Origin of the sequence: Acinetobacter sp. YH01018 (genome assembly GCF_013420295.1) — a bacterium.
Lineage (GTDB): Bacteria > Pseudomonadota > Gammaproteobacteria > Pseudomonadales > Moraxellaceae > Acinetobacter.
The window spans coordinates 1-4,780 of sequence record NZ_VOYL01000090.1; the positions used below are offsets into that span (position 1 = coordinate 1).

3 protein-coding genes and 4 pseudogenes are annotated in these 4,780 nt (G+C 46.0%); 4 read left to right on the forward strand and 3 right to left on the reverse strand.

The window, feature by feature from the left end:
- Window positions 1–127 (reverse strand): annotated as a pseudogene (locus tag FTT83_RS15460) (transposase); the annotation flags it as partial.
- A 509-nt stretch (window positions 128–636) separates the two neighbouring features.
- Here FTT83_RS15460 and FTT83_RS15465 point away from each other — a divergent pair.
- Window positions 637–876 carry a BrxA family protein gene (locus FTT83_RS15465; RefSeq protein ID WP_001353740.1) on the forward strand — a complete coding sequence of 80 codons (240 nt, stop codon included), beginning with the start codon at window positions 637–639 and terminating at the stop codon, window positions 874–876.
- A 187-nt stretch (window positions 877–1,063) separates the two neighbouring features.
- On the opposite strand, the pseudogene intI2 reads toward FTT83_RS15465, so the two are convergent.
- Window positions 1,064–2,041, reverse strand: a pseudogene (intI2, locus tag FTT83_RS15470) (class 2 integron integrase IntI2).
- A 331-nt stretch (window positions 2,042–2,372) separates the two neighbouring features.
- On the opposite strand from intI2, the gene dfrA1 reads away from it, so the two are divergent.
- From dfrA1 to aadA1, 3 genes and pseudogenes are all read left to right on the forward strand, one after another.
- On the forward strand, window positions 2,373–2,846 hold the full coding sequence (gene dfrA1 / locus FTT83_RS15475) for a trimethoprim-resistant dihydrofolate reductase DfrA1 (RefSeq protein ID WP_000777554.1): 474 nt from the start codon (window positions 2,373–2,375) through the stop codon (window positions 2,844–2,846).
- 94 nt (window positions 2,847–2,940) lie between these two features.
- Complete coding sequence (gene sat2 / locus FTT83_RS15480; protein WP_000704156.1) at window positions 2,941–3,465, forward strand: streptothricin N-acetyltransferase Sat2; 525 nt, start codon at window positions 2,941–2,943, stop codon at window positions 3,463–3,465.
- A gap of 57 nt (window positions 3,466–3,522) precedes the next feature.
- Window positions 3,523–4,358 (forward strand): annotated as a pseudogene (gene aadA1, locus FTT83_RS15485) (ANT(3'')-Ia family aminoglycoside nucleotidyltransferase AadA1).
- Between the two features lie 290 nt (window positions 4,359–4,648).
- Here aadA1 and FTT83_RS15495 read toward each other — a convergent pair.
- Window positions 4,649–4,780, reverse strand: a pseudogene (locus FTT83_RS15495) (IS6 family transposase); the annotation flags it as partial.

Genomic DNA, 4,780 nt, shown 5'->3' on the forward strand with positions numbered 1-4,780 from the left:
TCTTGAGCTGGTAGCGCACGTTGCCGCCTCGTGTTAACGACAGCCGCTTCTCGGATACCGCCGGGCGGCTGATGTACCGGCACAGCCGTTCGAGCTTCTTGCGTTCATCGGCCCTGGCCGCCACGCCTGTGGGCGGACAAAATAGTTGGGAACTGGGAGGGGTGGAAATGGAGTTTTTAAGGATTATTTAGGGAAGAGTGACAAAATAGATGGGAACTGGGTGTAGCGTCGTAAGCTAATACGAAAATTAAAAATGACAAAATAGATGGGAACTAGATTTCACTTATCTGGTTAACTAATCTAGCTAACCTGCCGCTCAGCTTAGTACGATCCTATATCCAACTGATCATAATCCTTTCATCAGTATCCCAAATTAAATCCCCCTCCTAGACTGCCTCACCAACACTTTACAGTGATCCCGTATTTCCGGACAGGTGATTGATTTTTTTCGCTTGTACAGGTGTTAAGCCACAGTTATCTTGATGTGGACATTATGCATTGTAATAGCCCATTAACATGCGCTAAGAGCATAAATTAATATACAGTAACAAGCATTACGAGGTGCTAATGTTTGGAAAGCAGCCTCTTCCAACTACAATAATAAGTTAACTATCCTCCACCCACAAATAATTACAAATGACCCCTTTCCGCTATAACTCCGATCTCACCAGCGGCTCGCTACAAACCCGAGAGTGTCGCATTATTACTGGCTTGTTACTCCAAGAGCTTGATGAAGCTGCCTGGGATAAAGCCATGTATAAGGAAAATGTGCTTCAGAAACGCACGCAATCTACGGTAAGACGTATTTCTTCAGCGCTTAGAAAACGCCTAGAACACCTAAGCTCTGACTTTTGGGCTTTTGCGTTTTTATGTTAGGCATTGTCTGGCAACTGGAGGAAGTGTAATGACCATGAATGGTCACTGTGATTGACAGTATCTTGCTTAAACTTATCTGAACAATGGTAGAACTGGCTCATATTTATCCCCTCTATGATTGTTTATCTTTTTCACCATAAAAAGTATCAGGGGCTACTCAGGGCTACATAAAGATATTTATCTACTTTTACTGATTGATAAGTAGCATCAGTCCATCCGCAGGACTGGTGGTGCCGGCAAAATGCTGACCCAACACATGCGTATAGATTTGCGTGGTCTTAACATCGTTATGCCCTAAGAGTTCTTGCACAGTGCGAATATCACGCCCCGCTTGTAATAGATGCGTAGCAAACGAGTGACGAAATGTATGACAAGTGACACGCTTGCTAACGATGCCTGCTTTTTGTACGGCTGCCTTCAATGCCTTTCGCGCAACGGAGTCATGCAGATGATGGCGGCATAATTTGCCGTTATACGGGTGGTTGCAGAGCGTGCTGGAGGGAAAGACAAACATCCACGCCGCTTGTCGATAAGCAGAAGGGTATTTGTGATCTAAAGCAAAAGGCAGCGATGGCCCTACGCCTTGTAAGTTGTCGTCTTGCTGAATAAGCCGCGCTTGCTCAATGAGTTATTTTATTGCTGGGATTAGGCGCGTGGGCAGTAGGCTGTTTCTGCTTTTCCCACCCTTACCGTCATGCACAGTGATGCAGCCATTATCAAAATCAAAATCTTTAACCCGCAAACGCAAGCATTCATTAATGCGCAAACCTGCACCATACAGCAGCGTAAAAATAACTTGGTTGCGAGTATCCATAACCTGCAAAATGCGTTGCACTTCATTTGCAGAGATAACAGAGGGTAGCCGTCTAGGCTTGCTTGCAGGGATATAATCAATATCGCCCAACGGCTGTTGTAAAAACCTGTTGTACAAAAAAGCTAGGGCATTTAAAGCGATTTTCTGCGTGTTTATGGCTACATGTCTGCTGTTTGCTAAGCTGGATAAAAACAGCCTGACCTCTTCACTGCCCATGGTCTGAGGATGACGTTTTTTGTGAAACAGAATAAAACGCTTAATCCAGTGCAGGTAAGTTTTTTCAGTTTTCAGCGCATAACCTTTTTGTCGCATATCCGTGCGTATAGAATTTAAAAATGGACTGTTAGACATAAAACGCTCCTTGTCTTGCAACTGTCTGCCTATACAGCCTATTCTAGCTGGGATTTAAAAAAGTGCCTGTTTTTTACGCCTAGAGATGCTTGTTTACCGGTAGAGTTTTAATTTAATGCTAAATAAATTAAAATGTTATGAGTTCTTTGGGTGAGATAATGTGCATCGTGCAAGCAGGATAGACGGCATGCACGATTTGTAATAACAGAGTGTCTTGTATTTTTAAAGAAAGTCTATTTAATACAAGTGATTATATTAATTAACGGTAAGCATCAGCGGGTGACAAAACGAGCATGCTTACTAATAAAATGTTAACCTCTGAGGAAGAATTGTGAAACTATCACTAATGGTAGCTATATCGAAGAATGGAGTTATCGGGAATGGCCCTGATATTCCATGGAGTGCCAAAGGTGAACAGCTCCTGTTTAAAGCTATTACCTATAACCAATGGCTGTTGGTTGGACGCAAGACTTTTGAATCAATGGGAGCATTACCCAACCGAAAGTATGCGGTCGTAACACGTTCAAGTTTTACATCTGACAATGAGAACGTATTGATCTTTCCATCAATTAAAGATGCTTTAACCAACCTAAAGAAAATAACGGATCATGTCATTGTTTCAGGTGGTGGGGAGATATACAAAAGCCTGATCGATCAAGTAGATACACTACATATATCTACAATAGACATCGAGCCGGAAGGTGATGTTTACTTTCCTGAAATCCCCAGCAATTTTAGGCCAGTTTTTACCCAAGACTTCGCCTCTAACATAAATTATAGTTACCAAATCTGGCAAAAGGGTTAACAAGTGGCAGCAACGGATTCGCAAACCTGTCACGCCTTTTGTACCAAAAGCCGCGCCAGGTTTGCGATCCGCTGTGCCAGGCGTTAGGCGTCATATGAAGATTTCGGTGATCCCTGAGCAGGTGGCGGAAACATTGGATGCTGAGAACCATTTCATTGTTCGTGAAGTGTTCGATGTGCACCTATCCGACCAAGGCTTTGAACTATCTACCAGAAGTGTGAGCCCCTACCGGAAGGATTACATCTCGGATGATGACTCTGATGAAGACTCTGCTTGCTATGGCGCATTCATCGACCAAGAGCTTGTCGGGAAGATTGAACTCAACTCAACATGGAACGATCTAGCCTCTATCGAACACATTGTTGTGTCGCACACGCACCGAGGCAAAGGAGTCGCGCACAGTCTCATCGAATTTGCGAAAAAGTGGGCACTAAGCAGACAGCTCCTTGGCATACGATTAGAGACACAAACGAACAATGTACCTGCCTGCAATTTGTACGCAAAATGTGGCTTTACTCTCGGCGGCATTGACCTGTTCACGTATAAAACTAGACCTCAAGTCTCGAACGAAACAGCGATGTACTGGTACTGGTTCTCGGGAGCACAGGATGACGCCTAACAATTCATTCAAGCCGACACCGCTTCGCGGCGCGGCTTAATTCAGGAGTTAAACATCATGAGGGAAGCGGTGATCGCCGAAGTATCGACTCAACTATCAGAGGTAGTTGGCGTCATCGAGCGCCATCTCGAACCGACGTTGCTGGCCGTACATTTGTACGGCTCCGCAGTGGATGGCGGCCTGAAGCCACACAGTGATATTGATTTGCTGGTTACGGTGACCGTAAGGCTTGATGAAACAACGCGGCGAGCTTTGATCAACGACCTTTTGGAAACTTCGGCTTCCCCTGGAGAGAGCGAGATTCTCCGCGCTGTAGAAGTCACCATTGTTGTGCACGACGACATCATTCCGTGGCGTTATCCAGCTAAGCGCGAACTGCAATTTGGAGAATGGCAGCGCAATGACATTCTTGCAGGTATCTTCGAGCCAGCCACGATCGACATTGATCTGGCTATCTTGCTGACAAAAGCAAGAGAACATAGCGTTGCCTTGGTAGGTCCAGCGGCGGAGGAACTCTTTGATCCGGTTCCTGAACAGGATCTATTTGAGGCGCTAAATGAAACCTTAACGCTATGGAACTCGCCGCCCGACTGGGCTGGCGATGAGCGAAATGTAGTGCTTACGTTGTCCCGCATTTGGTACAGCGCAGTAACCGGCAAAATCGCGCCGAAGGATGTCGCTGCCGACTGGGCAATGGAGCGCCTGCCGGCCCAGTATCAGCCCGTCATACTTGAAGCTAGGCAGGCTTATCTTGGACAAGAAGATCGCTTGGCCTCGCGCGCAGATCAGTTGGAAGAATTTGTTCACTACGTGAAAGGCGAGATCACCAAGGTAGTCGGCAAATAATGTCTAACAATTCGTTCAAGCCGACGCCGCTTCGCGGCGCGGCTTAACTCAAGCGTTAGAGAGCTGGGGAAGACTATGCGCGATCTGTTGAAGGTGGTTCTAAGCCTCGTACTTGCGATGGCATCGGGGCAGGCACTTGCTGACCTGCCAATTGTTTTAGTGGATGAAGCTCGTCTTCCCTATGACTACTCCCCATCCAACTACGACATTTCTCCAAGCAACTACGACAACTCCATAAGCAATTACGACAATAGTCCATCAAATTACGACAACTCTGAGAGCAACGGCACTGTTGCAAAGTTAGCGATGAGGCAGCCTTTTGTCTTATTCAAAGGCCTTACGTTTCAAAAACTCTGCTTACCAGGCGCATTTCGCCCAGGGGATCACCATAATAAAATGCTGAGGCCTGGCCTTTGCGTAGTGCACGCATCACCTCAATACCTTTGATGGTGGCGTAAGCCGTCTTCAT